This is a genomic window from Allobosea sp. NPDC055353 (assembly GCF_053644975.1).
Genome location: NZ_JBSHMC010000001.1, coordinates 703,770 through 729,043, shown reverse-complemented (window position 1 = coordinate 729,043; position 25,274 = coordinate 703,770). Strand labels below are relative to the sequence as shown.

The following is a 25,274-nucleotide window of genomic DNA, read 5'->3' as shown; positions in this document are numbered from 1 at the left end:
TTTCCCTTAGCGGGTCACCCGCACTCGCACCACTGCGGCGCTGAGTGGCTTTCAAGTCTGCGCTGCGGCTGCGCCCCGGCAACAGGCTTCGATATTGTTCCCGTCCGGATCGAGCACGAAGGCCCCATAATACGCGCCCGCTCCCTCGCGCGGGCCCGGGGCGCCGTTATCGGCGCCGCCGGCTGCGAGCGCCGCCCGGTAGAATGCGTCAACCGCATCCCGGCTCGGCGCGATGAAGGCGACGTGCATCTGGTTCAGGCCGGCGCGCGAACCCTCGACCCAATAGGACGGGCGCGTCGTGCCGATCCAGAGATAGGGGATCGGATCCTCGGCGCTGCGGCCGAACAGGAAAGACTCGGGGCTGTTGCTGGCGGTGCTCAGGCCGAGCGGCCTGGCGATGGCGTCGTAGAAGCGCCGGGCGCGGCCGAGATCGGTGACGACGATGCCGGTATGGTCGATCATGACCGGCCAATGCGATGGATCACGGGCAGGTTCCGCCACCAGCGTCACCACCACATGCCCGCGGTCTCGGCCGCCCTCTCCTGATGCGGGGCCTCGTCGCGCAGCGAGCGGTCGAGCGCGCGCAGGGCCTCGCGCTTCGCCGCCTCGAAGGCTGGCGAGAGCCGGTCGCGCGGCCGGGCGAGCGGGTTGTCGAGCTCGTCGAAGACGCGGCCGGGCTTGGGCTGCATCACGACGATGCGGTCGGCCAGCGTCACGGCTTCCTCGACATCATGCGTGACCATGACCACGGTCGGCCGGCTCTCCTGCCAGAGCGCCAGCAAATGGCCGTGCAGGCTCGCCCGCGTCGTCGCGTCGAGCGCCGAGAAGGGCTCGTCCATCAGCAGGAGCTTCGGCCGGGTCACGAGGGCACGCGCGATGGCGACGCGCTGTTGCTGGCCGCCGGAGAGTTCGCGCGGCCAGCGCTTCTCATGGCCGGCGAGACCGACGCGGACCAGCGCGTTCGTGACCAGCCCCTCGCGCTCGAAGGCCGAGAGATGCGACAGGCCGAAGCCGACATTCTCGGCAACGCTGAGCCAGGGGAAGAGCCGCGGCTCCTGGAAGATGACGCCGACATCGGCGCGCGGCTCGGCGATCGCCTCGCCGTCGAGGCGGATCGCGCCCTCGCTCGGCCGGTCGAGCCCGGCAATGAGGCGCAACAAGGTGGTCTTGCCGCAGCCGGAGCCGCCGAGCAGGGCGACGATCTCGCCGCGCCCGACATCGAGCGCGATCGATGCCAGCGCATGCGTGCCGTCCGCATAGGTTTTGGAAAGCCGGTCGAAACTCAGCACGGGTTCAACCTTCAGAGCTTGTCGCGCGCCGTATCCTGCCAGGCGAGGAAGGGCCGCGTGATGGCGACGAGCAGCCCATCCGCCAGCTTGCCGAGCACGGCGAAGCTGATGATGGCCGCGATGATGGAATCGGGGCGGCCGAGCTGCTGGCCGTCCACGAGCAGATAACCCAACCCCTCGCTCGCCCCCATGATCTCGGCCGCAACCACGAACATGAAGCCGAGGCCGAGACCGGAGCGCAACGCGACGATCCAGTCCGGCAGAATCGCCGGCAGGAGCACGCGCCTGACCATGGCGAGGCGCGAGAGGCGGAAGACCCGGCCGACCTCGACGATCTTGCGGTCGATGCCCTGGATCGCCGCGGCGACGCCGAGATAGACCGGAAAGAAGACGCCGGCCGCGATCAGCGCCACCTTCGAAGCCTCGAAGATGCCGAACCAGAGGATGAAGAGCGGCACCCAGGCGATCGAGGGGATCGCGCGCAGCGCCTGCAAGGTCGGGTCGAGCAGGCTGCGGGCGACGGGCAGCGCGCCCGTGACAGCGCCGAACACCGTGCCGGCGAGCGCGCCCAGGCCGAAGCCCGCCCCCACCCGCCAGAGTGTCGCCCCGGCATGGGTCAGGAGTTCGCCCGAGGCGGCGAGACCCCAGAGCGTGCGCCCGACGACGCTCGGCGGCGGCATCAGGCGCCCGTTGGCGATGCCGGCAGCGACGAGCCATTCCCAGAGGATGGCCAGCACGACCGGCAGGACGAAGCCGGCGATCGCGAGGCCATAGGAGCGGCGCGGGGCGGCAGGACGCCGCTCCGGCTCATCCAGGGCATTTGCGATCTCCAGGATGCTCATCGCCTAGGGCTTGTGCCGTCAGTTGGTGGCTGCGAAGCGCCGGTCGAGCAGCGCGTCGACCGCGGCCTTCACATCGGTCGAGGCCGGCAGCACGCCGGCATCCTTCAGCGCGATGCCGGCGGCGGTGATGCCGTCGATCTGGGCCTGGCCGATGCTGGAATGGGTCAGCTCTGTACGGGTGAGCTGACGCTCGATTACGGCGTCGGAGAGCTTGGTGGCGTCGACCAGCACCTTCTTGACCTCGGCCGGATTGGCGAGCGCATAGGCGCGCGCTTCCTCGTAAGCCGCCAGCACCTTCTTCACCAAAGCCGGGTGCTCGTTGGCGAAGGCCTCGCGGACATTGAGGATGCCCCAGGTGTTGTCCTCGGGCTTGCGGTAGAACAGCTTGGCGCCGCTCTCGACCTCGGCGGCGGCCATCATCGGGTCGAGCCCGGCCCAGGCATCGACATCGCCGCGCTCCAGCGCGAGGCGGCCGTCGGCATGCTGGAGCAGGACGAGCTTGACGTCCTTCTCGGTCAGCTTGGCATCGGCCAGAGCGCGAACCAGGAAGATATGCGGGTCGGTGCCGCGGGTGACGGCGACGCGCTTGCCCTTGAGATCGGCGACCTTGGTGATCTCGCTCTTGGCGCCGGTGACCAGCGCCGTCCATTCCGGGCGGGAATAGACATAGATCGACTTGATCGGGTTGCCGTTGATCTTGCCGATCAGCGCGGCGGCGCCAGCGGTCGAGCCGAAATCGATCGAGCCGGCATTGAGGAACTCGAGGGCTTTGTTCGATCCGGCGGACAGGACCCAGCGCACCTTGATGCCGTCGGCCTCGAGTGCCTTTTCGAGAATGCCGCGCTCCTTCAGCAGGAGGCTGACGGGATTATAGGTCGCGTAGTCGAGCCGGATTTCCTTGGGGGCCTGCGCGAAGGCCGGCGCGGCGAGACCGGCGGCAGCGATGACGGCGAGCGCGAGGCGGCGGGTGATGCTGGTCATGGGGCTTGTCCCTCTGTCGATGGTGCGAGGGATCGGGACGGGTCAGGTCCTTGGCCCCACGCTTTAGCTGCACTTGTTTCGCGCCCGCAAGCTGGTGGCTCAAATCGGCGCGTATCCGACCTTTAGGTCCAATCGTTCTGTTTGTCAAACAACACAAATGCAGGTGTCTTTTTCTGCATTTCACATTCATGTATGTTTAATTTTGCACTCTCCCTGCCTTCGCCGCCATGTTACGAAAGGCGATGTCCGCCGCAACGGAGCTTTCGTGACCGCGCCTCCCGCAAAGCCTGCCCTGTCGCTCGCCGAGATGCTGCAGAGTCCCGAGGCCGAAATCGTGCGGCTGTTCGAGACGGTCAACCGGCGCGACAAGGCCAGGATGCGTCAGCTTCTGATCGCCGGTCTCCGGGAGGTGCTCGACGCCGGGCACGCCTCGGCCCGGGCGATCCTGGCCGGCCCGCGCGGCGGGCTGGCCTGCGCGCGCCGGCTCTCAGCCGTGATGGATGCCGTGGTGCGCGCGCTGCACAGCGCCGCGACCAGCTATTTCTACCCGGCCGACAACCCCTCGCAATCGGAGCGGATCGCGGTCGTCGCCGTCGGCGGCTACGGGCGCGGCACGCTGGCGCCGGGCTCGGATGTCGACCTGCTCTTCCTGTTCCCGCACAAGCAGACGGCCTGGGGCGAGAGCGTGGTCGAATCCATGCTCTACCCGCTCTGGGACCTGAAGCTGAAGACCGGCCATTCCGTGCGCTCGATCGACGATTGCGTGCGCGAGGCCCGCGCCGACATGACGATCCGCACCGCCCTCCTGGAAGCGCGCTTCCTGGTGGGGGACCGCTCGCTGTTCGACGAGATGGTCCGCCGCTTCGATGCCGAGGTGGTCGAGGGCACGGCTCCAGCCTTCACCGAGGCCAAGCTTGCCGAGCGCGAGCTCAGGGTGCAGCGGGCGGGTGCTTCGCGCTATCTGGTCGAGCCCAACGTCAAGGACGGCAAGGGCGGCCTGCGCGACCTCAACACGCTGTTCTGGATCGCCAAATACGCCTACCGCGTCCATGACGTGCGCGAGCTCGTCGAGGCCGGGCTGTTCGACGAGCAGGAGCTCCAGATGTTCCAGCGCTCGGAGGAGTTCCTCTGGCGCGTGCGCTGCTGGCTGCATTTCATCACCGGCCGGGCCGAGGAAAGGCTGTCCTTCGATCTGCAGCGGCAGGTCGCGGCCGCGATCGGCTATGCCGGACGCAGCGGGCAGGCGCCGGTCGAGCGCTTCATGAAGGCCTACTTCCTGATCGCCAAGGATGTCGGCGACCTCACGGCTATCGTCTGCGCCGCGCTGGAGGCGCGCCAGCAGAAGCCGCGCGCGAGCCTGTCGAAGCTGCTCGGCACCTTCGCCAAGCGCAAGCGCGAGCGTTCGCTCGGCCACACCGACTTCAAACTGACGAACCAGCGCCTCGACGTCGTCGACGACAGCGCCTTCGAGCGCGATCCGGTCAACCTGCTACGGCTCTACGCCATCGCCAGCCGCGAGGATCTGGCCATCCATCCGGATGCCAGCCGGCTGGTGACGCAGTCGCTCAGGCTGGTCACGCCGGGCCTGCGCAACGACCCCGAAGCCAACCGCATCTTCCTGGAGATCGTGACCGGCCGGCGCTCGCCCGAGGTGGTGCTGCGGCGAATGAACGAATCCGGTTTGCTCGGCCGGTTCGTCCCGGATTTCGGCCGCATCGTCGCGATGATGCAGTTCAACATGTACCACCACTATACGGTGGACGAGCATCTGATCCGGGCCATGGGCGTGCTGGCCGAGATCGATGCCGGCGCGCTCGAGGCCGAGCATCCGCTCTCCAACGAGATCATGCCGGCCATCTCCAACCGGCGCGCGCTCTATGTCGCGCTCCTGCTGCACGATATCGCCAAGGGGCGGCCGGAAGACCACTCGATCGCGGGCGCCCGGATCGCGCGCAAGCTCGGCCCGCGCTTCGGCCTGACCAGCGCGCAGACGGAAACCGTCGCCTGGCTGGTCGAGCACCATCTCGACATGTCGACGGTGGCGCAGAGCCGCGACCTCGGCGACCCCAAGACGATCGAGAGCTTCGCCGCGACCGTGCAGACGCTGGAGCGGTTGAAGCTCCTGCTGATCCTCACCGTCGCCGATATCAAGGCGGTCGGGCCCGGCGTCTGGAACGGCTGGAAAGGGCAATTGCTGCGCACGCTCTACTACGAGACCGAGCTCGTGCTCACCGGCGGGCATTCGGCAGTCGAGCGCAAGGCGCGCGTCGCCATGAAGCAGGACGAATTGCGCCGGCGCCTGTCCGACTGGAACACCGAGGAGCGCGATGCCTATGTCGCGCGGCACTACCCCGCCTATTGGATCAAGGTCGATCCGGAGCAGCAGGAGAAGCATGCGCGCTTCCTGCGCGAGGCGGAAGCTGCCGGGCGGACCACCGCGACCATCGTCGAGACCGACCAGTTCCGCGGCGTGACCGAACTGACCGTGCTCGCGCCCGACCACCCGCGCCTGCTCGCCATCGTCACCGGCGCCTGCGCCGCGGCCGGCGGCAATATCGTCGACGCGCAGATCTTCACGACCAGCGACGGGCTGGTGCTCGACACCATCTCGGTCTCGCGCGCCTTCGATCGCGACGACGATGAATTGCGCCGGGCCGAACGCATCGCCGCCGCGATCGAACGGGCGCTGAAGGGCGAGATCAAGATCGCCGACCTCGTCGCGCAGCGCCGCGCCCCGCCGCCGCGCGGCCAGACCTTCCAGGTCGAGCCCGAGGTCGTGATCGACAACGTGCTGTCGGCGCGCCACACCGTGCTGGAGGTCTCCGGCCTCGACCGGCCGGGCCTGCTCTACGATCTCACCACCGCGATCGGAAAGCTCAACCTCAACATCGCCTCGGCCCATATCGCGACCTTCGGCGAGAAGGCGGTCGACGTGTTCTACGTCACCGACCTGACCCATGCGAAGATCGTCTCGACCGGCCGGCAGCTGACGATCCGCAAGGCCCTCATCGACGTCTTCAAGTTCGAGGCGGAGAAGCCGGCCCCGGCCAAGGCGAAAGTGCCGGCCCGCGCTTGATTTAAACGACCATAAGGCCGATATCCGGCACGAACGCGGCTGCGGCCCCGCAAGGGGCGGCGCAGCCAAGTCTTTATTTGCCGCATTTTCGCTGACGCGGACCTTCGGTTCTTCACGCGAACCGGCATCCACTTCGCTCGAAAATGCTGAGAAAGGGACGTGACGATAAAATGACGCAGAACCCTGCGACGGAAGACCCCAACCTCGAAGCCGGCGCGGACGCGCCCGAGCAGGCGGCCACCGCCGAGGCAGGCCTCGACGCGCAGCTCGCCAAGCTCCAGGCCGAACGCGACGATCTCAAGGACAAGCTGCTGCGCACGCTCGCCGAGATGGAGAACCTGCGGCGACGCACCGAGCGCGAGATCGCCGATGCGAAAACCTATGCCGTGACCAGCTTCGCCCGCGACATGCTCGGTTCCTCCGACAATCTCCGCCGGGCGCTGGAAAGCCTGCCCGCCGATGCCCTGAAGGCGGCCGATGCTGCCGTGAAGGCGCTGCATGAAGGCGTCGAATTGACCGAGCGCGAGCTCGTCAAAACGCTGGAGCGTCACGGCGTGCGCCGTATCGATCCGCAGGGCGAGAAGTTCGATCCCAACCTGCACCAGGCCATGTTCGAGGCGCCCGACGCCGAGATCGCCAAGGGGCTGGTCTCGAAGGTCGTGCAGACCGGCTACAAGATCGGCGAACGTGTCCTGCGCCCGGCGCTGGTCGGCGTCTCCGCCGGAGCCCCCAAGGCCCCGGAAGCGCCCGCCGGCGAACCGACCCAGCACTGACCCCGTGTTCGAGGTCGCCGGCGTCGCCATCTTCGCGCTGACCGGCGCCATCGTTGCGACCCGCAAGGGCATGGACCCGTTCGGCTTCATCCTGCTGGCGACCGTCACCGGCGTCGGCGGCGGGACCTTGCGCGACGTCCTGCTCGGGCGTGGGATCTTCTGGGTACGCGACCCCGGCGATGTCATCATCTGCACCGTGGTCGCGCTGAGCGCGTGGGCCCTCGCCTATGCGAGGCCCGGCGTCCTCGAAGGCTGGGCCGGCCGCAAGCTGCTGATCTGGGCCGACGCTGCCGGCCTCTCGCTCTTCGCCGTGATCGGCACGCTCAAGGCCCTCGACGCTGCAACGCCAGTGCTTTCGGCGGTCGCGCTCGGCGCGATGACCGCGACCTTTGGCGGCCTCCTGCGCGACATCCTCGCCGGCGACCGGCCGATGGTGCTGTGGAGCCGCGACTTCTACGTCACCGCCGCAACCGCCGGCGCCGGCACCACGGCACTGCTCGCCGGCCTCGACCTGTCCGGCCCGGTCGTGATGCTCGGCGGGCTTGCAGCCTGCTTCGGCCTGCGGGCAGGCTCGCTGCTGTTCGGCTGGTCGTTCCCCAGCCTGCCCGGCAAATCGACCGATTAGGCGGCGCGCTCCACCTCTGTCATTCCGGGGCTTCGCGCAGCGAAGAACCCGGAACCCACGACCGGGCGAGCCCTTCACATATCGAGCCTGAAAGTTTCACCCAGTCGTGGGTTCCGGGTTCGCGCCTGCGGCGCGCCCCGGAATGACAAGGGGCGTGCCTGGTGAAAGCGGCGTCTATTTCGGCTTCGTCACCCGCCGCAGCGTCAGGTTGATCCGCCCGCCCTCGGGCAGCAGCGTCGAGGACCCCGTCAGGATGCGGTCGATGCCGTGATAGGCGAGCCGCGCCTCGCCTCCGAAGATCAGGACATCGCCCGACGCCAGCTTGAGCGAGGTGGTCTTGCCGCCGCGCGTCGTGCCGCCGATGCGGAAGAGCGCGGCATCGCCGAGCGAGACCGATAGGACCGGAGCGTCGAAATCCTGCTCGTCGCGGTCCTGATGCAGCCCCATCTTGGCACCGGCAGCGTAGAAATTGACGAGACAAGCCTCGGGTGGATGCGGATAGCCGGCCAGTTCGCGCCAGAGATCGAGAAGCGGCGCCGGCATCAACGGCCAGGGCTCGCCCGTGTCGGGGTGCTCCGGCTGGTAGCGATAGCCACGCTCGTCCGAGACCCAGCCGAGCGAGCCGCAATTGGTCATGCGGACCGAGAAGGGCGTACCGGTCTTCGGCATGCGCGGCTGGAAGAACGGCGCCTTCCGCGCCACGGCACGCAGCTCCGCCACCAGGGCGGCCTGCTCCTCCGGCGCCAGCCTACCCGGCCAGTGGACGACGCCCGGTGCGACGGTGACGCGCGTCATCGTCAGAGCGCGTCGAGGCCGAGCACGTCGGCCATGGAGTAGAGCCGCGCTTCACGCCCCCTGCCCCAGAGCGCGGCCTTGACCGCGCCCTGCGCGAAGAGGCTGCGGTCCTCCGCAACATGGGCGAGTTCGAGCCGCTCGCCCGCGCCGGCGAAGATCACCTTGTGATCGCCGACGACCGTGCCGCCACGCAGGGCAGCGAAGCCGATCGTGCCAGCCTGGCGCGCGCCGGTGATGCCATCGCGGCCGGCGACGCGCTGCTGAGCGAGATCGACCGCGCGCCCTTCCGCCGCCGCCTCGCCAAGCAGGACGGCCGTGCCGGAGGGGGCATCGACCTTCATGCGGTGATGCATCTCGACGATCTCGATGTCCCAGTCGATCCCGAGCGTCGCGGCGACCTTGCGCACCAGTGCCCCCAGCAGGTTGACGCCGAGGCTCATGTTGCCGGAGCGGATGATCGGCGTGCGCTTCGCCGCCTCGGCGAGCTCGGCCAGATGCTTGGGCTCAAGCCCGGTCGTGCCGACCACATGCAGGATGCCGGCCTCGGCCGCCAGATCGGCGAAGGCGACCGTCGCATCCGGCGCCGTGAAATCGAGCACGCCGTCGGCGGCGGCGAAAGCTGCGGCGGCGTCGCTCGTCACCTTGATGCCGGCTGCCGGCAGTCCGGCGAGAATCCCGGCATCCTCGCCGAGCGCGACAGAGCCCGGCCGCTCGATCGCGGCCACGAGCCTGCAGCCGTCGGCCTGATCGATGGCGCGGATCAGCATCCGGCCCATCCGCCCGGCGGCACCGACGACGACGAGACGCATATCACTCATGGAAGGCGGGCTCCGGGCTGGGTCTGCGACGAAAGCAGATGCCTTCGCCAGTACCGCAATAGCCTTGGGTTCGCCAGCGGCACACCCGAAAGCCGGGCATGGAAAAACGGCCGGGTCGCCCCGGCCGTTCCTGTTCTCTCAAGGGATCGGCGCTCAGGCCGCCTGCTGGATGCCCGAGAGCTTCCAGGTGGCGCCGCGCTCGCGCAGGAAGGTCCAGTATTCGCTGACCTCCTGGGTCTGCGTGGCACTGCCCTCGACGACATTGCCGGACTTGCGGTCATAGAGCGCGTTGATCAGGCTGAAGCGCATCGCCACCGTCGCATAATCGGCATCACCCTCGTGCCAGGCCTGCGACAGGTCGCCCTGCAGCAGCTTGACGTCGGAGACGCGGTCGACCACGCCGCGGCGGGCGTTATCGCTGAGATCCTCGTCGAAATAGCCGAACATCTCGGGTGTCGTCCGCTGACGCAGGCCGGCCTCGTCCTCGTTGGAATAGGCGGTGTTGACCTCGCCGAGCAGGCGCTCGAAGGCGTTGAAATCCTCACCCGAAAGCTCGATCGGCTGCGGCTGCGCGGCGGCAGCGCCGCCACCGAAACCGCCCATGCGAGCCATGGCAGGCTGCGACTGCGGAGCGCCATGGCCCTGACGGGCATAGGGCGCGCCCGCGCCGGCGAGCTGCGGCTCGGAACGACGGCGGAAGAAGCGGATCGCGAGCATGATGATGCCGGCGATCAGGCCGATCTGCAGCAGGAAGCCGAGCATGCCCGCGAGCGAGGCCAAGCCACCGAAGAAGCCCGAGCCCGACAGCATGCCGAACAGGCCGGCGCCAAGCAGGCCGGCGCCGATGCCCATCATCATGTTGCGCGCGAAGGACGGGCGGGCCGCCTGGGCAGCCGCACCGGCGGCCGAGGGGCCAGCCATCGACGGCGAAGCCGGCGAGGACGGGGCCGAGCGCTGGAAAGTCTGGGCGCCGCCCGGCGTCGTATTGGTCGACGGCGGCGCGCTATTGGTGAACGACCCACGGCTGCCCGAGCTGCGGCCACCGCCCGGACGGGCTTCGGCAACGAGCGGCACGAGCAACAAGGCCCCGGCGACCAGGGCGACGGCACGTCCACGACGGGCGAGCGAAATCAGAGACATTGTTCCTCCCGGGGCCCCAAATGGGCCCACCGCCGACCAATATGGAGAGAGCCCGCATCCCGCGCAAGGCCCCATCCGGCTAACATGTTGAAATGGCTTATTATTTCAAATCGGTACATAATTATTCGTTGCGATCGGACCGGTATGGTAAACTCCTGAGCCGTCTCGCCATGCGAGGCGCAGGGAGAGAGCCATGACCGGATCCGGACCGAGGCCTCACCGACATCGCGTGCTGAGCTGCATGCTCGCGCTCGCCGTGCTGTTCCTGTTCAGCGAAGCGGCAGCCGCCGGCGAGCCGGCCGTCGCGCTGGACAAGCCGCGCCTCGCAGGGGCGCCGGAGCCGCTCTGTTTCTGCTGGAACGACGGCCGCAAGATCGCGGAAGGTTCGATGTCCTGCATCAGGACCACGCAGGGGCGCCGCGTCGCGACCTGCGGGCGGGTGGTCAACATGATGTCCTGGCAACTGACGGAAACAGCCTGCCCGGAGAGCTGAGCGCTCCAGCCCGAGGCGTGAGCCCAAACAGAAACGCCGCCGGGACTTCTTCCCGGCGGCGTTGTTGTCATTGCTCTTGTGGTCCTAGCGACTTCGAGACTGACCCGTTGTCAGAACGCTCCCAGAACGATCGCCATCATGAAAACGAAGGCCGCACCCATGATCAATCGGTCGAGACGTAGCGTGACACTCATCACACCCTCCTGTGTCATTGACCTGTCGTGGAGGCTATCAGAACTGACGAAGGCCGCAAGGGGGCAGCATCGTGGCAGGGCCGGGACGGAGGGTACAACATCCTTAATCAGGGGTTAAACCATTGATTAGATTTGGGGATACTCCTGACTGCGAAATTTCGTCGCGAGTCTGCTCCAACGCGGCGCCACAGCTTCGCCACGGTTCGACCTCGGGCCCCATGGCCTGATCTTGGCGACATCTGGGAGATGGTTCGAGACGGCGAAATCCGCCCTGGTTAAGGCCGGGAACGGCGCATTAAGGCGCGATTCACCACGGCGCCAAAGTTAATCCGCCTGTGGCGGCCGGAGCGCAGTCGGTTGAGAAACCGTTCACCAAGCGGTTCGCATTTGAATGGTCATGCGACGCGCTCATCTCGCCCTCATCGCACTCGGCATCGCCGGCGCAGCCGGCCTGGCAGGATGCGGCAAATTCCAGAAGCCGCAGCGCGCCGCCTGGCGCGACCAGGCGGAAGCCGCCTGCATGGCCTCCCGGCAGGTGCAGATCTCGTCCTATGTCAGCCTGCGCGGCAAGGCGATCGACGGGCCGGGAACCTGCGGCATGCAGCAGCCGCTGAAGGTCTCGGCCTTCTCGAATGGCGGCATCGGCCTGACCAGCTCGGCCACCCTCTCCTGCCCGGTCGTCGCGACCACCGACAAATGGCTGGCGGAGGTGGTGCAGCCGGCGGCGATGAACGTGCTCGGCGCGCAGGTGATCGAATTGCGGGCCGGCTCCTATTCCTGCCGGGCGATGAACAACGGCACCAGGACAACGCGCACCTCGGAGCATGCCTTCGGCAATGCCGTCGACGTCTTCTCCTTCCGGCTCAACGACAACCGCGTGATCACGGTGAAGGATGGCTGGCGCGGCTCCCCCGAGGAGCAGAATTTCCTGCGCGAGGTCTTCGTCGGTGCCTGCCAGCATTTCTCGACGGTGCTCGGCCCCGGCGCCGACCCGCTGCATTACGACCATTTCCATATCGACCTGGCCCGGCACTCGAAAGGCCGGCACATCTGCAAGCCGGTGATCAAATACACGCCGAACTACAATCTGCAGCCGCCGGACCCGGCGCGGCCCTACGCCTCGTCCCAGTCGCAGCCGCGTGACATGGCGCCGGCGGCCGGCACCATGGTCGCGGATGGCAGGCTGCTCCGGCAGCCCAGCGACGGCTTGCGGCCACCCGGCGCGATGCAGGGCGGCTACCCGGTCGCGAACAATGGCCGAGGCCAGGCCCAGGGCCTCGATGCGCAGCAGCGCTTCCTGGAGCAGTACGACGCGCGCCAGCGGCAGGGACACTTCCAGCCGCAGCCGCTGCCCAGCGAGAACCGCGGGCCGCTGACGCTGCCGGGGGCCGTGCCGCCGACCGAGGAAGCCGTTCTCGGCGACGAGGGTGGGACGGGCGTCGTCGATATGGAAGGCGAGGACCAGGCCCAGCCGATGATCACGCCGCAGCACGACCCCTTCGCCTACAGCTCCGGGCGGGTGCCGCCGCGGCGCTGAGAAGCGCAAACGGCAACCTGTTCGTCATTCCGGAGCTCCGGAGCCCTCCGATGGATCCCGGGTCAAGCCCGGGATGACGGCTTGGTTTGGAACCAAGAAGATCGACCCAACCCGCTCAGCGCGAGACCAGCACCTGCCGGCATTCCGGCGGCAGGGCATCGAGCGACATCGGCGGCTTCGGCTTGGGTTTCGGTCCCGGCCTGGGCTTCGGCGGGTTGAAGATGGCCTTGTGCTGGCGCTCGATCCAGCCGCTGAGCTCGGCGCCGCAGCCATCACCGAAGTTCGGAGGTTCCTGGCCCTGACAGCTCGCCATGCCGGCCGGGCAGGCCAGCCGGATATGGAAATGGTAGTTGTGGCCCCAGATCGGGCGCACCTTGCCCAGCCAGCTCTTGTCGGCGCCGGCCTCGCGGCAGAGCGCGACCTTGAGCGCCGGGTTGACGAAGATGCGCTCGACCTTCGGCTCGGCCGCGACCGTGCGGATCAGCCTCGTATGGGCCGGGGTCCAATGGCGGGGATCGACATCGCGCCAGTCGGAGCGGGCCATGTTGACCGCCGACATGTTCTCGCGCTGCTCGCGGTCGAGCCGGCCCCGCGGCATCGGCGTCAGCCAGACATCGGCATCGAGCCCGATCTGGTGCGAGGCATGGCCGGTCAACATCGGCCCGCCGCGCGGCTGCGACATGTCGCCGACGAGCAGCCCGGCCCAGCCGGTGATGCGCGGCACGTCGCGCGCCAGCTTTTCCAGATAGTCGATCAGGGCGGGATGGCCCCAGTTGCGATTGCGGTTGAGCCGCATGACCTGCCAACTCGGCCCATCGACCGGCAGGGCTTCGGCGCCGGCGAGGCAGCCGCGCGCATAGGAGCCGATGGCCCGCGCCTGCATGCTCGCCGGCGCGGTCTTCTGGCCGAAGAGCGTGCGGGCGGCATCGGGCCAGGCGGCAATGTTGGCGGCGCGGTTCTTCGCCTCCTGATCCGCCGTCGACTGGGCGAGTGCTGCAACCGGCAGCAAGGCGAGCGGAACGAGGAGAGCTGCGATTCGGGCGATGGTGCGCATATCCCGGAGAATCACCGCGACCCGCCATCGCGGTCAAGCGCCATGGCCGGACATGCGGCGCGGCGAATGGCGCCTTGCGCGACGGCGCCGCGGAGCACCGCCAGCCGTCATCCGCACCAAGGTGGAATGATCCGGAGCCGCCCGGGCGGAACCGAGGCTTCGCGGCCGGCGTTTCCCGCTAGACCTCGCCCGAAACGGGCACTGCTTTACGGGAGTTCGCCATGTCCACCGTTCTCATCATCGTGCTGCTCATCCTGCTTCTCGGCGGCGGCGGCTATTACGGCCATCGCAGCTATGGAACGGCAGGGCTCGGCGGCGTGCTCGGCCTCGTCCTCGTGATCGTCCTGATCCTGTGGCTGCTCGGAGCCATCGGCGGAGCGCGCATCGCCTGACGCTCAAGCAATGACGACCTGACCAAATCGTCATTGCGAGCGCAGCGAAGCAATCCAGGGAGACGTAGAGCTCTGCCGCCTCTGGATTGCTTCGCTGCGCTCGCAATGACGCAACCGGTTCAGCCTGCGGCGCGGCTTTCCCAGACCGCGACGGCCGCGGCCAGATCCTCTAGCGCGACGCCGACGGACTTGAACAGGGTGATGCCGCCGCCCTCGACCGGGCCGGCGATCCGGCCATGGCAGAGATCGGCGAGCGTGCCCGCAACCTTGTCGGCGCTGTAGCTGCCCTCGGCGATGGCGACGGCGACATCGCCGCCCTCGTCGATCGCCTTGCTGGAATCGACGATGACGCGGGCCCGGTGCAGCGCATCGGCATCGGCCTCGCGCATCTGCATGGTGAAGCCGCCGATCAGGTCGAGATGGGCTTCGCGCTTCAGCCAATGGCCCTGGATCAAGGGCTCGGTCGCGTTGGTCGCGCAGGAAATGATGTCGGCCGTGCGGGCCTCGCCTTCGAGATCGGTGGTGGCGCGGGCCTCGATGCCCTCCTTCGCCAGTTCGGCAACCGTTGCCTCGGCGGCTTCCGGCCGCCGCGCCCAGATCGCGATCTCCGTCAGCGGCCGGACGGAGCGATGCGCCTTGATGATGAAGGGCGCGAGCGCGCCGGCCCCGACCATCAGCATACGGCTGGCCTCTGGGTTGGACATGTAGCGCGAGGCCAGCGCAGAAGCGGCCGCCGTGCGCCAGGTCGTCAGGCGGTTGCCGTCCATCACCGCGAGCGGCTGGCCGGTCGCGCCGTCCATCAGCAGATAGGCGCCCATGACGCCCGGCAGGTTGCGCTTGCCGTTGCCGAAGAAGACCGAGACGATCTTGGTGCCGATATAGGGATTGGCGACATCCGGCCCGCTCCAGGCCGGCATGGTCAGCAGGATCGCATCGGTCTCACCGGGCCGCTCGATCGCGTATTGGCCGCGCTTGGGCGCGATGACCTCGCTGCGGAAGGCGTCGTCGAGAAGGTCGATCAGGCCGGGATAGCTCAGGGCCGCATCGATCTCGGTCCCGTCGAAAAGTCGCATCAATTCCGTCCGTTGGTCAGTGCCGGCAGCGCGGAGTCGGGCACCGCCGAGCGCAGCGCCTGGGTTTCGGAGCGCAGCGCTTCCGCCTCGCGGCGGTTGCGGCGCGCCGCCTTGCGGTGCTTGCCCTGCGCGACCCAGGAGGCCAGGCCGCCGACGAGGACGCCGACGGCGATCGCCGCGAGCACCACCGCGAAGAGCGGCAGCTCGATCGAGAACATGGGTAAGTCGCGACTGAAGGGATCGAGCGAGACGCGCACGGTGCCGCGGTTGGCGACCGAAAACAGCACGATCACCAGCGCGACGGGAACCAGCACCAGTGCCTTGAAGAAGGCCTTCATCACAATCTCCGTGTGGCCGCGGGACCGGCGCCTCAGCTCAATCCTTGCCGTTGAGGCGCAGCCGCAGCTCCTTGCCCGTCTTGAAGACGGGGACGAACTTCTCCTCGACTTCGACCGCGTCGCCCGTGCGGGGATTGCGACCGATGCGGGCCGAACGGCCCTTGCGCGAGAAGGCGCCGAAGCCGCGCAATTCGACCCGGTCGCCCCGGGCCAGCGCCTTCACCACCTCGTCCAGAATGGCCGAGACAATGTTCTCGATATCGCGCTGGTAGAGATGGGTGTTGCGGTCGGCGATCCGCTGAACGAGTTCGGATTTAATCATCGCTGGAGCATAACCATTTGTATCAAAATCACTTTTCAGCGGCAGGCTGCCAGAGCGCCAAGGGCGCGTCAAGCCGCAAGCCGAGCGGTTGATCCGCCGCGCGTGCGATCGTCGCGGCGAGCGCATCGAGGCCGGCGCCGCGCGCCATCGCCTCGGCGAGGCTCCACAGGCCGAAGGAGGAGGATTCGCTGCGGCGGCGCCAGTCGCGGACCTTCAGGTCCTTGGCGACGCTTTTCTCGCGCTCCATCCAGGCAATCGCCTCCGGCTCGCCGCCGATCTGGTCGACGAGCTTCAGCCCCACCGCCTGGCGGCCGGAATGCACCCGCCCATCGGAGACCGAAGCCACCTCGCCCTCGGCGAGATGGCGGCGATCGCGCACCATGTCCTTGAACCAGGTGTAGTTGTCGTTGACGACGCGCTGCAGCGCCTCGCGCGCCTCGGGCGAGGTCGGCTCGAAGCCGTTCGGCGCCGCCTTGAGCGGGCTCGACTTGACCGTTTCGACCTTGACCCCGACCGTATCCAGCAGGTTCGACACGTTGGGGAACTGGAAGAGCACGCCGATCGAACCGACCAGCGAGGTCTGGCGGGCGACGATGCGGTCCGCCCCCATCGCCGCGATATAGCCGCCCGACGCCGCGAGGCCGTCGACAACCGCGACCATCGGCTTCTTCGCCGCGAGCTGGCGCAGGGCCGTATGCACCGCCTCGGAGCCGGAGGTGGTGCCGCCGGGACTGTCGACGCGGAGCACGACGGCCGAGACCGCCTTGCTGTCCTCGACCGACTTGATCAGGTCAAGCGTGCGGCGATCGCCCGAGATGAAGCCGGAGATGGTGATGCGCGCGATATGCGCGCTCGACAGGCCGGCCGGGCCATCGCCCTTCCAGGCGAAACCGCCGACCACCGCTGCGACGATCACGCCGAGCACGGCGAGCACGCGCCAGAGCGTCAATTTGCGGCGCAGGCTGCGGCGGTCTGCAAGCAGATCGGCATCGGACGACATCGGTTACTCCCGGAGCATGTTCGGTCCGAACATGCTCAGCTTTTTGATTTCGCGCGAATTCTTTTCGTTCGACCGGTTCCGGCCGAACGGAAAGCGCGCGGCGGCTGCGGGTCCGTGATGTAGACCCGCCGCGCCGGGCGGGCAAGGCGGGAGGCGCTGCGTCAGGCCGCGACCGAGGCGCGCGCCCGGTCGAGCGCGAGCAGCGCAAGCCCGCTGGCGACCGAGCGGAAGGCATCGCCGATATGCACCTTGCCGGCGCCGAAGCGGCGGTCGAACAGGTTGCGTACGGCCGGGACATAAGAGGTGCCGCCGGTCATGAACACCGCCTCGATGCGGTCGCCGCCGAGCCCGGCCTCGGCCAGCGCGCGGTCAAGCGCGGCCTCGATGGCGCCGACATCGTCGGCGATCCAGCGCTCGAAATCGGTGCGGCGGATCGGCTTCTCGATGGTGACGCCCACCTGGCTGAAGCTCAGCGTGGTCGCCTCGTTGTCGGAGAGCGCGACCTTGGCGGCGGAGACGGCGCGGTAGAGCTCGTAGCCGAGATCGTATTCGATCACCGTCAGCAGATCCTCGAGCTTGCCGGGCTCGACCGCCTCGCGGATCAGGGCGTTGAGCTCGGCCATGGTCTCCCGGCTCTTCATCAGCGAGAGCTTGTGCCATTGCGCGAAGGCAGCGTGATAGTGCGCCGGGACAGGCAGCAGCTTGTCGAAGGAACGGTATTCCGTGCCCTTACCGAGCGCCGGCGAGACCGCGTGTTCGATGATCCGGTAGTCGAAGGTGTCGCCGGCGACGCCGACGCCGGCATGGGAGAGCGGGATCGCCTCCAGGCTGCCATTGCGGCCGGGCTCGAAGCGCATCACCGAGAAGTCGCTGGTGCCGCCGCCGAAATCCGCGACCAGCATGGTCTGCGGCTCCTTCAGGTCGCGCGCATACCAATAGGCGGCGCCGAGCGGCTCATAGGCGAAATCGACCTGAGCCATCCCGGCCTTGCCGTAGGAAGCCTTCAGGCGGCCGACCGCCAGTTCCTCGTCCGGCCGTTCGCCGGCGAAGACGACCGGGCGGCCGGAGACCAGCGGCAGCGCCTCGCGATCAGCGAGCCCCTCGGAGAGGTCCGACAGGAAGACGCCGATCAGGTCCTCCAGCCGGAAGAGCTTGCCGAAGAGCCGGGTCTCCTGGAAGGCGCGGCTGGAAAGATGGGTCTTCAGCGATTGCAGGAAGCGATGCTCGGTCGTCATGCCGAGCGCCATGTCGAGCGCATCGGGGCCGCTGACATGGGTGATGCGGGTCTGCGGCGGGCGGCCCTCGCGCCAGAACATCAACGCCGAGCGATAGGCATCGACCGCGCCCTGCTTGGTGGCGAAGGAGCGCGTCATGACCGATCCGTCAGCGCCAGCCAGCGCGACGACGCTGTTGGTGGTGCCGAAGTCGATGCCGATGGCGGCGGGGGTCATGGCGGGCTCCTTTTTGCCGTGAGCACGCTGTCATTCCGGGGCTTCGCGTCAGCGAAGAACCCGGAATGACAGCGTGGTTTCGAAACAAAAGCCCGCGCGGATCGCTCCGCGCGGGCCGAATTCAAAGGCCGGCCGCTTCACGCGGCCGAAACCTCACTTCTTGTCGGTGGCCTTCTTGAGCGCTGCACCCAGGATGTCGCCGAGCGAGGCACCGGAATCGGCGGAGCCGTACTGGGCCATCGCTTCCTTCTCCTCGGCCATTTCCAGGGCCTTGACCGAGACCTGGATCTTGCGGGCCTTCTTGTCGAAGAGCACGACGCGGGCGTCGATGCGCTCGCCGGCCGCGAAGCGCTCGGGGCGCTGCTCGGAGCGATCGCGAGCCAGCTCGGCGCGCTTGATGAAGGTCATCATGTCGGTGTCGGCGATCTTCACGTCGAGACCGGACTCCTTCACCTCGACCACCTCACAGGTGACGATCTGGCCCTTCTTGAACTCGCCGGCATCCACGAAGGGATCGCCGCCGAGCTGCTTCAGGCCGAGCGAGATACGCTCCTTCTCGACGTCCACATCGAGAACGATCGCCTGCAGGACGTCGCCCTTCTTGTATTCCTCGATGACCTGCTCGCCCGGACGGTTCCAGTCGAGATCGGAGAGATGGATCATGCCGTCGATATCGCCTTCGAGACCCAGGAACAGGCCGAACTCGGTCTTGTTCTTGACCTCGCCCTCGACCGTCGAACCGGCCGGGTGCTGCTCCGCGAAGAGCTCCCACGGGTTGCGCAGGGTCTGCTTGAGGCCGAGCGAGATGCGGCGCTTGACCGGATCGACCTCGAGGATCGCGACGTCGACTTCCTGCGAGGTCGAGACGATCTTGCCGGGGTGGACGTTCTTCTTGGTCCAGGACATCTCGGAGACGTGGATCAGGCCTTCGATGCCCGGCTCCACTTCGACGAACGCGCCGTAATCCGTGATGTTGGTCACGCGGCCCTTGAGACGGGTGCCGACCGGGTAACGCTCGGCGATGCCATCCCACGGATCGGCCAGCAGCTGCTTGATGCCGAGCGAGATGCGATGCGTGTCCTGGTTGATCTTAATGATCTTGACCTTGACCGTCTGGCCGATGGTCACGACCTCGGACGGGTGGTTCACGCGGCGCCACGCCATGTCGGTGACGTGCAGCAGGCCGTCAATGCCGCCGAGATCGACGAACGCACCGTATTCGGTGATGTTCTTGACGACGCCGTCGATGACCTGACCCTCTTCGAGCGAGGCGACGAGCTCGGAACGAGCCTCGGCGCGGGTCTCTTCGAGGACGGTGCGGCGCGACACGACGATGTTGCCGCGGCGGCGATCCATCTTGAGGATCTCGAAGGGCTGCGGCTGGCCCATCAGCGGGCCGACGTCGCGGATCGGACGGATATCGACCTGCGAACGCGGCAGGAAGGCCACGGCGCCGTCGAGATCGACGGTGTAGCCGCCCTTGACGGTGTTGAAGATCATGCCGCTGACCTTCTCGCGGGCCTCGAAGGCCTTCTCGAGCTTGACCCAGCTCTCCTCGCGGCGAGCCTTGTCGCGCGAGATGACGGCTTCGCCGAGGGCGTTCTCGATCCGGTCCAGATAGACCTCGACCTCGTCGCCGACATTCAGTTCCTGCTCACGGCCGGGGCCGGTGAATTCCTTGAGCGCGACGCGTCCTTCGGTCTTCAGACCGACGTCGATGATCGCCATATCCTTCTCGATGGCGACGACCTTGCCCTTGATGACGGAGCCTTCGAGGGCATCGTTCTTGCCGAAGGATTCCTCGAGCAGGGCGGCGAAATCCTCGCGACCCGCGCTGTAGCTTTCAACTGCTGACATGTAATCTCCTGGGAGCCGGCCGCGTATCCCGCGGGTGTCCGGCATGGGCGCCGTGGTTGGTGCTGCGTTTCCGGATCGCGGCCGTCGGCACCTCCTCTCGGAGGTTTCCGCCTCCCCGTCAGGCGGGGTTGGCGGAGGCGCCAGGACCAGCGGCTCGATCCGTATCCGGACGACCTGCTTCAAACACGAAACGGGAGCAGGTCTTGCAGACCGCCCCCGGCGCATGATCGATCACGGCCCTTCGGACAGGGGCGATGTAATGCAAACCGGCCTTCAGGGCAAGGTCGAAGCCCTGCCCGGGGCACCGATTTGGCCAACATCATCCCGCCCCCCTATTTCGAGGGAGCCCGCACCACCTGATATCGCGTAGCTTCCCCGGCGTTACGCTTCGTGCAAGGCTGCGGACGGATTTCATCCGCGATTTGGGAGGGGTGCCATGGGCTGGGCCATTCTGGGGCTGATCGTCGTCCTCGTCGTCTATCTGATCATGACCTATAATGGGCTCGTCGCGATGCGGCAGCGCACGAACCAGGCCTTCGCCGATATCGACGTCCAGCTGAAACAGCGCCACGACCTGATCCCGAACCTGGTCGAGACGGTGAAGGGCTATGCGACGCACGAGAAGTCCACGCTCGATGCGGTGATCGCCGCGCGCAACGCGGCGCAGGGCGCGAGCAGCGTGCATGACAAGGCCGCGGCCGAGCAACAGCTTTCCGGTGCAGTCGGCCGGCTGCTTGCGCTGGGCGAGGCCTATCCCGACCTCAAGGCCAGCGCCAATTTCCAGCAGTTGCAGGTCGATCTCGGCAATGTCGAGGACAAGCTGGCGGCGGCGCGGCGCTTCTTCAACAATGCGGTCGGCGAGTTCAACGCGGCGATCCAGGCCTTCCCGGCGGTGCTGTTCGCGCCGCAGATGGGCTTTACCCAGCGCGAATTCTTCGATGTCGGTCCGGAAACCCGCGCCCAGATCGAAGTCGCGCCCAGCGTGAAGTTCTGACGGCGGCAAGACATTCACGGCAGCGGGAGCGGCTGCGATGGCCGAGGCCTTCGGGCTCTATACCCACCAGCGCAACAACCGGATCAGGTCCAATCTCCTGATCGCCGGGCTTTTCCTGCTGGTTTATCTCACCGCCTGGGGCCTGCTGCTCGTCGCCTTCGGCTATGGCGGCGTGCCGCGCGGGCGCACCGCCTTCGGCGAGGCCGGCCGCGTCTTCCGTTCGTGGTTCCCCTTCATCACGGCGGCGGCGATGCTCTGGGTTTTCATCGGCTTCCGCATGAATGTCGCGATGATCAACGCGGTCACGGGGTCGAAAGGGCTGGCGCGCGAGGACAATCCCAAGCTCTACCGGATGCTGGAGAACCTCTGCATCTCGCGCGGGCTGCCGATGCCGAAGCTTGCCATCGTCGAAAGCGAGGCGCTCAACGCCTTCGCCAGCGGCGTCAACGACAAGCAGTTCACCGTCAGCGTCACGACCGGGCTGCTCGCCCAGCTCAACGACGCCGAGGTCGAGGCGGTGCTGGCGCATGAACTGACCCATATCCGCAACGGTGACGTCCGGCTGATGGTGATCGCGGTGGTGATCGCCGGCATCGTCTCCTTCGTCGGGGAGCTCGTCTTCCGCGGCTTTGGTCGCGGCCGGGTCAGGGTCTCATCGGACGATGCGAAGAAGGGCAACGGCCTTGCCATCATCATCGGCATCGCGGTGATCGCGATCTCCTGGTTCCTGGCGGTGCTGATCCGGCTGTCGCTGTCGCGCTCGCGCGAGTACCTCGCCGATGCGGGGGCGGTCGAACTGACCAAGAACCCGGATGCGATGATCTCCGCCCTTCTCAAGATCTCCGGCCGGGCCGATATCGAGGGCGTGCCGTCGGGCGTGATGGACATGTGCTTCGAGAACGACCCGGACGATTTCGCCGACCTGTTCTCAACCCACCCTTCCGTCACCAAGCGCGTGCAGGCGCTGGTCGAGACGGCCGGTGGGCGCATGCCGGCGATGCCGCCGCACCCGCCGAAGATCGGCGAGCGGCAGGACCTGCCGACCATGGTCGAGGAAACCGCGGCGCGCGGACCCTGGGCAAGGCCGCCGCAGGCGCCGGGCTCACATTAGAGCTCAGGCGACGAGCTTCCCCGGATCGATCTCGAAGACCAGCGGATAGAAGGTGCTCCAGCGATTCCAGCGCTGCGTGCCGGCCTCGCCGACCGCCCAGAGCCTGCCGTCGGGCGCAAGCCCGAGATCCTCGATCCCGCCGGGAGCGGGGTAGCGCGCAAGCACGGTGCCCGTGGCGGGGTCGAGTTGCGACAGGAAGGCCGGCCGATTGCCGGAGCTCTGCGAAATCCAGACCTTGCCCGCCTTGTCGAAGGTCGCGCCCTGCGAAAGAAGCGGCAGCGGCAGGATGGCCCGGCTATCGGCAAGACCGATCGGCGTCTCGCCGCCGGCAAGGACGCGATCGATGGGAACCGCGTGCAGGTTCGGTGCGCCTTCGCGGCGGTACGGCCCGAACCAGAGCGCGTCCCCTGACGCGCTCAGGAAGGACGGCCCCATCGTCTTGTCGACACGCACTTCCTTGAGCGGCACACATTCGCCGTTGCGGCAGGATTCCTTGAAATCAAGCGCAAGCAGCCGGCCGGAATTGGCGACGAACAGCGTATCCCGCGCCGTTGCGAGCCCACCGGGATGGCCATAGGTCGCCGGCAGCGCGAAGCTGCCGAGCAGGCGCCCGTCCCCGCGCGAGAGCCGGAACAGCCGCGCCGGGCCGTTGTCCTGGTCGCGTTCGGTGCTGCGATAGGCAGCGATCAGGATCTCGTCGCCGAAGACGGTGAGTCCCTGCGGCACATAGCCCTCGTTGAGACCGGGCGACCAGTAGCGCCGGCCGATCGCGGCGGCATTGGGTACGGCCGTCAGCTCGCGCGCATCATAAGCCGGAGCCTCACCGGGCAAGGCGGGGCGCGCCCGCGCCGCCGAGCCCAGGCACAGACCGGCGCCTGCCATCAGCATGTGGCGCCGGTTCACGCTCATCGCCTCAACGCCCTTCCGTCGCCCATTCGAGAGCTTCCTCGAGGCGGTCGTCGCCCCAGAACAGTTCGCCATCGCCGGCGACGAAGAAGGGCGCGCCGAAGATGCCGATCGACTTGGCATATTCGATCTCGGCGCGCAGGCGGCCCTTGACCTCCTCGCTGCGCGAGAGCGGGATCGCGACATTGGGATCGCTGCCCGCCTCTTTCAACGCCGCGCTCAGCACCGCTTCCTCCGCCATGTTGCGGCCTTCGCAGAAATGCGCCTGGAACAGCGCCTTCGAGAAGGCCGGCGTCCAGCCGCCATCGCGGCCGGCGAGCGCCAGCCGCGCCGCCGTCAGGGAATTCTGGGGAAAATTCTCGGGCTTGACGATGGCGACGCCCTGCCGCCGCCCCCGCCGCGCGGTATCGCGCCACATATAGCGGCCCTTGCTGGGGTAGAGCGCGAAGGGCGAGGTGTTCCAGCCCTGCGCCGCGAAGATCGGCCCGAGCAGGAAGGGCCGCCAGCGCAACGCGACGCCGGCTTCATCGGCCAGCTTCTCGATCCTCAGGGCACTCAGGCAGGAATAGGGCGACGCGAACTCATACCAGAAGTCCAGAACGGGACGATTCGGCATTCAGCCTCCGAACAGGTCGTCATGTCGTGTCGCGCCCGATCGAGCCTGCGCCCTTCGTAACGCGACCGCAAGCGCCACGAATGGGCGCCTGTGGAAGGGAAGGACGACGCGCGCTCCGGCGCCCATCCATCAGCGGACGACGCGGGATCGATCAGAAGGTTCCGATTGCTTCGCCCCGAGCGCTGGGATAGTGCGCCATTGCGTCCGAAACGCGGCCCATGGGGGCTGTTGACGCATCTTCGCGCTCCGAGGACCGCGGAGATGCTCTAGGTCGTTGTTTTGTCGCATTTTCTTCGTGCGAACCGGCATCCACTTCGCTTGAAAATGCTCTAACAGGAAAATGAACAGATGGCTGACAGCAGCGTGAAAAAGGTCGTCCTCGCCTATTCCGGCGGTCTCGACACCTCGATCATCCTCAAATGGCTGCAGACCACCTATCGATGCGAGGTCGTGACCTTCACCGCCGATCTCGGCCAGGGCGAGGAGCTCGGGCCGGCGCGCGACAAGGCGCTGCTGCTCGGCATCAAGCCGGAGAACATCTATATCGAGGACCTGCGCGAGGAATTCGTGCGCGACTACGTCTTCCCGATGTTCCGCGCGAATGCCGCTTATGAGGGGGTCTACCTGCTGGGGACCTCGATCGCGCGGCCGCTGATCGCCAAGAAGCTGATCGAGATCGCCGAGGCGACCGGCGCCGACGCCGTCTCCCATGGCGCGACCGGCAAGGGCAACGACCAGGTCCGCTTCGAGCTGACCGCCTATGCGCTGAAGCCCGACGTCGTGGTGATCGCGCCCTGGCGCGAATGGGACCTGCGTTCGCGCGAGCAGCTGATCGCCTTCGCCGAGCAGCACCAGATCCCGATCGCCAAGAACAAGCGTGGCGAGGCGCCGTTCTCGGTCGACGCCAACCTGTTGCACGCCTCCTCCGAAGGCCGCGTGCTGGAGGATCCGGCGGTCGAGGTGCCCGACTACGTCTATTCGCGCACGATCTCGCCGGAAGACGCGCCCGACAAGCCCACGATCATCACGGTCTCCTTCGAGAAGGGCGATGCAGTCGCGATCGACGGCGAGAAGCTCTCGCCCGCGACGCTGCTGGCCAAGCTCAACGATCTCGGCCGCGACAACGGCATCGGCCGGCTCGACCTCGTCGAGAACCGCTTCGTCGGCATGAAGTCGCGCGGCATGTACGAGACGCCCGGCGGCACGATCCTGCATGCGGCGCATCGCGCGATCGAGTCGATCACGCTCGACCGCGGCGCGGCGCATCTCAAGGACCAGATCATGCCGCAATATGCCGAGCTGATCTATAACGGCTTCTGGTTCTCGCCGGAGCGCGAGATGCTGCAGGCGCTGATCGACAAGAGCCAGGAATTCGTCACCGGCGACGTGCGCCTCAAGCTCTACAAGGGCGGCGTCCACGTCATCGGCCGGTCGAGCGATTACTCGCTCTACGACCAGGACCTCGTCACCTTCGAGGAGGGCGCGGTCGCCTACGACCATCGTGACGCGGCGGGCTTCATCAAGCTCAACGCGCTGCGCCTGCGCACGCTGGGACAGCGCAAGAAGAAGCTGGGCCTTTAGTCGCTCGCTCCTGAAG

At 67.4% G+C, this 25,274-nt stretch carries 25 protein-coding genes; 9 read left to right on the top strand and 16 right to left on the bottom strand.

Annotated features, from left to right (window positions below; genetic code table 11):
* Positions 1-51: 51 nt before the first annotated feature.
* From ACWIEX_RS03260 to ACWIEX_RS03245, 4 genes are read right to left on the bottom strand one after another with little or no spacing between them, the layout of a single operon-like run.
* Positions 52-501, bottom strand: a complete 450-nt coding sequence (locus tag ACWIEX_RS03260; RefSeq protein ID WP_454031701.1) for a VOC family protein — start codon at positions 499-501, stop codon at positions 52-54.
* Positions 502-506: 5 nt separating this feature from the next.
* The gene (locus ACWIEX_RS03255; protein ID WP_454031700.1) at positions 507-1,289 is read right to left on the bottom strand and encodes an ABC transporter ATP-binding protein; all 783 of its coding nucleotides are present in this window, start codon (positions 1,287-1,289) and stop codon (positions 507-509) included.
* 11 nt (positions 1,290-1,300) lie between these two features.
* On the bottom strand, positions 1,301-2,131 hold the full coding sequence (locus tag ACWIEX_RS03250) for an ABC transporter permease (RefSeq protein WP_454031699.1): 831 nt from the start codon (positions 2,129-2,131) through the stop codon (positions 1,301-1,303).
* Between the two features lie 18 nt (positions 2,132-2,149).
* Entirely contained in the window at positions 2,150-3,112 is a 963-nt protein-coding gene (locus ACWIEX_RS03245) for an aliphatic sulfonate ABC transporter substrate-binding protein (RefSeq protein ID WP_454031698.1), read from the bottom strand.
* A 307-nt stretch (positions 3,113-3,419) separates the two neighbouring features.
* Here ACWIEX_RS03245 and ACWIEX_RS03240 point away from each other — a divergent pair, with 307 nt between their 5' ends.
* From ACWIEX_RS03240 to ACWIEX_RS03230, 3 genes are all read left to right on the top strand, one after another.
* Positions 3,420-6,188 (top strand): [protein-PII] uridylyltransferase, encoded by a 2,769-nt coding sequence (locus tag ACWIEX_RS03240; protein WP_454033450.1) that lies wholly within the window; start codon positions 3,420-3,422, stop codon positions 6,186-6,188.
* A 170-nt stretch (positions 6,189-6,358) separates the two neighbouring features.
* Positions 6,359-6,961 carry a nucleotide exchange factor GrpE gene (grpE, locus tag ACWIEX_RS03235; protein ID WP_454031697.1) on the top strand — a complete coding sequence of 201 codons (603 nt, stop codon included), beginning with the start codon at positions 6,359-6,361 and terminating at the stop codon, positions 6,959-6,961.
* Positions 6,962-6,965: 4 nt separating this feature from the next.
* Complete coding sequence (locus tag ACWIEX_RS03230; protein ID WP_454031696.1) at positions 6,966-7,586, top strand: trimeric intracellular cation channel family protein; 621 nt, start codon at positions 6,966-6,968, stop codon at positions 7,584-7,586.
* 174 nt (positions 7,587-7,760) lie between these two features.
* Here the strand turns inward: ACWIEX_RS03230 and ACWIEX_RS03225 are convergent, their stop codons facing one another.
* The 3 genes from ACWIEX_RS03225 to ACWIEX_RS03215 all read right to left on the bottom strand — a co-directional run bounded on the left by ACWIEX_RS03225 (position 7,761) and on the right by ACWIEX_RS03215 (position 10,339).
* Positions 7,761-8,381 carry an alpha-ketoglutarate-dependent dioxygenase AlkB family protein gene (locus ACWIEX_RS03225; protein ID WP_454031695.1) on the bottom strand — a complete coding sequence of 207 codons (621 nt, stop codon included), beginning with the start codon at positions 8,379-8,381 and terminating at the stop codon, positions 7,761-7,763.
* A gap of 2 nt (positions 8,382-8,383) precedes the next feature.
* Entirely contained in the window at positions 8,384-9,190 is an 807-nt protein-coding gene (gene dapB / locus ACWIEX_RS03220) for a 4-hydroxy-tetrahydrodipicolinate reductase (protein WP_454033449.1), read from the bottom strand.
* 162 nt (positions 9,191-9,352) lie between these two features.
* Positions 9,353-10,339 carry a Tim44 domain-containing protein gene (locus ACWIEX_RS03215; protein WP_454031694.1) on the bottom strand — a complete coding sequence of 329 codons (987 nt, stop codon included), beginning with the start codon at positions 10,337-10,339 and terminating at the stop codon, positions 9,353-9,355.
* A gap of 193 nt (positions 10,340-10,532) precedes the next feature.
* Here ACWIEX_RS03215 and ACWIEX_RS03210 point away from each other — a divergent pair, with 193 nt between their 5' ends.
* Entirely contained in the window at positions 10,533-10,832 is a 300-nt protein-coding gene (locus tag ACWIEX_RS03210; protein ID WP_454031693.1) for a hypothetical protein, read from the top strand.
* A 585-nt stretch (positions 10,833-11,417) separates the two neighbouring features.
* Entirely contained in the window at positions 11,418-12,563 is a 1,146-nt protein-coding gene (locus ACWIEX_RS03205; RefSeq protein ID WP_454031692.1) for an extensin-like domain-containing protein, read from the top strand.
* A 115-nt stretch (positions 12,564-12,678) separates the two neighbouring features.
* Here the strand turns inward: ACWIEX_RS03205 and mepA are convergent, their stop codons facing one another.
* On the bottom strand, positions 12,679-13,617 hold the full coding sequence (gene mepA / locus ACWIEX_RS03200; protein ID WP_454033448.1) for a penicillin-insensitive murein endopeptidase: 939 nt from the start codon (positions 13,615-13,617) through the stop codon (positions 12,679-12,681).
* A gap of 221 nt (positions 13,618-13,838) precedes the next feature.
* Here mepA and ACWIEX_RS03195 point away from each other — a divergent pair, with 221 nt between their 5' ends.
* Positions 13,839-14,009, top strand: a complete 171-nt coding sequence (locus ACWIEX_RS03195) for a DUF3309 family protein (RefSeq protein ID WP_454031691.1) — start codon at positions 13,839-13,841, stop codon at positions 14,007-14,009.
* Positions 14,010-14,128: 119 nt separating this feature from the next.
* Here ACWIEX_RS03195 and lhpI read toward each other — a convergent pair whose 3' ends face one another.
* From lhpI to rpsA, 6 genes are all read right to left on the bottom strand, one after another.
* Complete coding sequence (lhpI, locus tag ACWIEX_RS03190; RefSeq protein ID WP_454031690.1) at positions 14,129-15,082, bottom strand: bifunctional Delta(1)-pyrroline-2-carboxylate/Delta(1)-piperideine-2-carboxylate reductase; 954 nt, start codon at positions 15,080-15,082, stop codon at positions 14,129-14,131.
* Positions 15,082-15,420, bottom strand: coding sequence for a LapA family protein (locus ACWIEX_RS03185; protein WP_454031689.1), 339 nt, complete (start codon positions 15,418-15,420; stop codon positions 15,082-15,084). Before ACWIEX_RS03185 ends, lhpI begins: the two co-directional genes overlap by 1 nt.
* 37 nt (positions 15,421-15,457) lie before the next feature.
* Entirely contained in the window at positions 15,458-15,742 is a 285-nt protein-coding gene (ihfB, locus tag ACWIEX_RS03180; protein WP_047576935.1) for an integration host factor subunit beta, read from the bottom strand.
* A 28-nt stretch (positions 15,743-15,770) separates the two neighbouring features.
* Positions 15,771-16,742, bottom strand: coding sequence for a signal peptide peptidase SppA (sppA, locus tag ACWIEX_RS03175; protein WP_454031688.1), 972 nt, complete (start codon positions 16,740-16,742; stop codon positions 15,771-15,773).
* Positions 16,743-16,903: 161 nt separating this feature from the next.
* The gene (locus tag ACWIEX_RS03170; RefSeq protein ID WP_454031687.1) at positions 16,904-18,193 is read right to left on the bottom strand and encodes an Hsp70 family protein; all 1,290 of its coding nucleotides are present in this window, start codon (positions 18,191-18,193) and stop codon (positions 16,904-16,906) included.
* A gap of 153 nt (positions 18,194-18,346) precedes the next feature.
* Positions 18,347-20,050 (bottom strand): 30S ribosomal protein S1, encoded by a 1,704-nt coding sequence (gene rpsA / locus ACWIEX_RS03165; protein ID WP_061968390.1) that lies wholly within the window; start codon positions 20,048-20,050, stop codon positions 18,347-18,349.
* 436 nt (positions 20,051-20,486) lie between these two features.
* On the opposite strand from rpsA, the gene ACWIEX_RS03160 reads away from it, so the two are divergent.
* Positions 20,487-21,044 carry a LemA family protein gene (locus ACWIEX_RS03160; RefSeq protein ID WP_454031686.1) on the top strand — a complete coding sequence of 186 codons (558 nt, stop codon included), beginning with the start codon at positions 20,487-20,489 and terminating at the stop codon, positions 21,042-21,044.
* A 37-nt stretch (positions 21,045-21,081) separates the two neighbouring features.
* Entirely contained in the window at positions 21,082-22,155 is a 1,074-nt protein-coding gene (locus ACWIEX_RS03155) for a M48 family metallopeptidase (protein ID WP_454031685.1), read from the top strand.
* A 3-nt stretch (positions 22,156-22,158) separates the two neighbouring features.
* On the opposite strand, the gene ACWIEX_RS03150 is transcribed toward ACWIEX_RS03155, so the two are convergent.
* Both ACWIEX_RS03150 and ACWIEX_RS03145 read right to left on the bottom strand, forming a co-directional pair.
* Positions 22,159-23,058 carry an NHL repeat-containing protein gene (locus ACWIEX_RS03150; protein WP_454031684.1) on the bottom strand — a complete coding sequence of 300 codons (900 nt, stop codon included), beginning with the start codon at positions 23,056-23,058 and terminating at the stop codon, positions 22,159-22,161.
* Positions 23,059-23,068: 10 nt separating this feature from the next.
* Positions 23,069-23,677: a 2-hydroxychromene-2-carboxylate isomerase gene (locus ACWIEX_RS03145; RefSeq protein ID WP_454031683.1), complete on the bottom strand. Its 609-nt coding sequence runs from the start codon at positions 23,675-23,677 to the stop codon at positions 23,069-23,071.
* Between the two features lie 348 nt (positions 23,678-24,025).
* Between ACWIEX_RS03145 and ACWIEX_RS03140 the strand changes: the two genes are divergently transcribed.
* Positions 24,026-25,258, top strand: a complete 1,233-nt coding sequence (locus ACWIEX_RS03140; protein ID WP_454031682.1) for an argininosuccinate synthase — start codon at positions 24,026-24,028, stop codon at positions 25,256-25,258.
* Positions 25,259-25,274 lie beyond the last annotated feature (16 nt).